This is a genomic window from Streptomyces sp. HmicA12, assembly GCF_000373565.1.
Lineage (GTDB): Bacteria > Actinomycetota > Actinomycetes > Streptomycetales > Streptomycetaceae > Streptomyces.
In genome coordinates, this window is sequence record NZ_KB891835.1 from 1 (window position 1) to 3,340 (window position 3,340).

3 protein-coding genes are annotated in these 3,340 nt (G+C 70.2%); all 3 read left to right on the top strand.

The window, feature by feature from the left end; genetic code table 11:
• On the top strand, window positions 1-2,087 hold a 2,087-nt coding region (locus tag B072_RS0132925), incomplete at its 5' end, for an FtsK/SpoIIIE domain-containing protein (RefSeq protein WP_018534236.1).
• A 228-nt stretch (window positions 2,088-2,315) separates the two neighbouring features.
• Window positions 2,316-2,519 carry a hypothetical protein gene (locus B072_RS0132930; RefSeq protein ID WP_018534237.1) on the top strand — a complete coding sequence of 68 codons (204 nt, stop codon included), beginning with the start codon at window positions 2,316-2,318 and terminating at the stop codon, window positions 2,517-2,519.
• A 1-nt stretch (window position 2,520) separates the two neighbouring features.
• A complete protein-coding gene (locus B072_RS0132935) occupies window positions 2,521-3,204 on the top strand; it encodes a hypothetical protein (protein WP_018534238.1) in 684 nt (227 codons plus the stop codon).
• Window positions 3,205-3,340 lie beyond the last annotated feature (136 nt).

Consider the following 3,340-nt stretch of genomic DNA (forward strand, 5'->3'; position numbering starts at 1 on the left):
CCCCCGCCGACGTCGACAAGCCCGCCGACCTCGACCTCGACGCGTTCGACGACAGCCCGCTCATCCCGGCCTGGGCCAAGACGCCCGAGGGCTGGGCCATGTACACCGGTGTCCTCTACCGCTCCCGGCTGCGGGCCTACCGCCGCTGGGTCCGCCGCCAGCGCACCCAGCGCGGCCACGTCGCCCAGTTCAAGCGGGGCCGCCGCCGCATCGCTGACTGGGTCACGGGCTTCGAGGGGATCCAGACCCAGGCGCTCGCCCACCAGGCGCACATCGCTGCGAGGGAGGCCCGCGCCGCCGCGAGGTCGGCCCGGTTCACGCCCGGCCTGCTGAAGAAGAAGAAGGATGTCGCGCTGCGGGAAGCCGACCGCACCCAGACCGTTGCCATGCAGGCCATCGCCGCCCACAAGAACGCTAAGAGCTACCGCATCAAGATGCGCGCGATGCGAGCCGGAGCCGCCTACGGGACCCCGCTCGCCGCGATCACCGGCGGCTACGTCGAGGCCGGAGCCTTCGGCGCGGGCGCCGGACTGCTCGCCACTTTCTCCGGCGGCGCCTTCGCCGGACGGCACCTGATTGACGAGGAGACGGACTGGTCGATGGACTGGCGCTCCCTCGGTGACGGCGACCCGATGTCCGCGCCGATGCTCGACGAGGTCTTCCGCAAGGCCAAGGTCATCGGTGCCGACGAGTCGCTGCACATGGTCCAGATGCCCATGCTCGACGCGCGCGGTGCCTGGTCGGCGGTCATCGACCTGCCGCCCGGCATCCCCGCGAAGAAGGCCATGCGCTCGGTCTCCGAGATCGCCTCAGCGCTCGGCGTCGAGGACGCGCAGGTCAACCTCGTGAAGACCAAGGGCAAGGGCGCCCGCGCGGGCCGCCTGGAGATCTTCGTGGCCAAGGAGCTGCCCTTCACCGAGACCGCCGAGCCGGGTCCGCTCCTCGCCCTGGAGGCCGCGGCCAACTTCTGGGGGCGCATCGCGATCGGCCCCGACGTGCGGGGGCTGGCCATCTCCATCTCCGTGGTGGAGCGCTCCGGCCTGGTCGGCGGTGAGCCCGGCGCGGGCAAGAGCGCGTCGGGCAACGTCATCCTCCTGGCCGCCGCCCTCGACCCGCGCGTCATCCTCTGGCTCGCCGACGGAAAGGCCGGCGGCGACCTGGAGCCCTACCGCGAGCTTTGCGAGTACTTCGAGGGCGACGCCGACCCCGAGGCGTTCCTGGAGATGCTCGACGCCGCCGTCGCCGACATGCGAGAGCGGTACGCGCTGCTGAAGAAGCTCGGCAAGCGCAAGGTCACCGAGGAGCTCGCCAACAAGTACCCGCTGCTCCGGCAGAAGTTGCTGTGGGTCGACGAGCTGATGTTCTACACGACCGACGACGACTACGGGAAGAAGATCACCAAGCGGCTGCGCAACCTCGTCAGCCGGGGCCGTGCCGCAGGCATCGTGACCTTCTGCGCCACCCAGAAGCCCGGCTCCGACGTCGTCGACACCAGCCTGCGCGACCTGCTGTCCATCCGCTGGGCACTGCGCTGCACCACCCCCGAGGCGTCCGACACGATCCTCGGCAAGGGCGCCGCGGCCGCGGGATACAGCGCCAAGTCCATCGAGCCGGAGATGCGGGGCGCCGGCCTGCTGTGGGCGGAGGGCGCCAACCCGGTCCTCACCCGCGCCGACTACTACTCCGACGACGAGGTCGAGCTGCTGTGCAAGCGGGCCTACGCCCTGCGCGAGGCCGCGGGCACGCTGCCCGAGCAGCCCAAGACGCTCGCCGACCAGCTCCGCGACAAGGGCGAGGCCGACGCCGACGTCCTGGCCGTCCTCGTCGACGTCTTCGGCGCCTACGACCAGGCCGCCAAGGAGGACGACGCCAACGCCGAGATCGACTGGCTGCCGGGCAGCGTCCTGGTCGACGCGCTCAAGGCCGCCGGACTCGAAGTCACCGCCGAGAAGCTCGGCCGCCTGGTGGTCCGCGAGGCCGAGGAGAAGAAGAAGCGCGCCTTCGAGGGGAGCACCTCCGCACTCAACGGATTCCCCCTCGCCGCCGTGCTCCGCACGGTCCAGGCGAAGTACGGCCTGACCGCCTGACAGCCCGGATCCAACCCGGACAGCCACCCGATATGCCCCGGTATCACCCCGGACCGGGCGGCCCCGGACCCGGACCCGACCCCCTCGGACCTGGACAGCCCCCATCCAGGTCCGAGGGGCCCCCGTCCAGGATCGGCACCCCCTCTGACCTGCATCAACGCACCAGCCGTCCGGGACCAATCCAGGTCCCAAACCATGACAAACCGATCACGCGGAGGACGACTCCCGATGGGCGTCAAGTACGTGCTGAGCGAGCCACTGCCCCCCTCCTGGTGGGCGAAGAACAAGGCGGCCGTCGCCGCCGTCGCGGGCCTGGCGATCGGCTTCTACCTCGCGGGCGGATGCGACGCCGGATCCGGCTCCACGCCGCACCACCCGAGCCCGTCGCCGAGCATCACCCAGCCCCGCAGCCCTTCGCCCAAGGAGTCCTGAGATGACGTCCGCGCCGGACCTGAAGTTGCAGGGCATGGCCGAGGTCAACAAGGAACCGCTGCTGTGCGGCGAATGCGGCAACGGCTACTCCCTGGAGATCTACAAGCGAGGATTCCGCGAGGTCTGGCCCGCATTCGTCACCTGCCTGTCCTGCGGCAAGGGCGACGACCACGCGGTCATCACCAACGGCCTCGTCGACGCCGTCCTGGCGGCTCGCACCGGCCGTACCAAGGCCGCCGACCGCGACACCTTCAAGGCGCAGTGGCGCGGCATCACCTTCACCGGCGAACTCCATCCCCAGTTCGTCCTCGACGACGCGCTCGCAGTGGTGAAGGCACTCGGCGGACAGGTCTCCAAGGACACGAAGGCGTGGGGCCGCTCGAAGAAGAAGGCGGCCAAGGCCCGGGTGAAGGAGAAGGCCGGCGCCGTCACCGGAGCCGTCGCCGGAGCCGCCCGCAGTAAGACCAAGGACGCGGTCGGCAGTGCCAAAGCCGCCGCCCTCAGCACCGCCTGGACGCTCCAGACCGGCGGCGCCGGACCGACCTCCAAGCCCAAGCGGACGCGCTGCACCGTCAAGGGCTGCCGGGGCGGCATGGTCACCCTCTCGACGCGCCTGCACTCCCCCACCGGCAAGACCCGCGAGATGAAGATCCCGTGCGGTGTCTGCCACCGCGCCAGCACCTGACGAAGCCCATGCGCGGAACAAATTTCGCCCGCTGACCAGCGCGAACCTTCGCTATGCAGACTCCGAGTCTGCGAACCCCTGGACATGCAGACTCGGAGTCTGCATTATGGAATTACCGCAAGCGAAAAAGACAGCG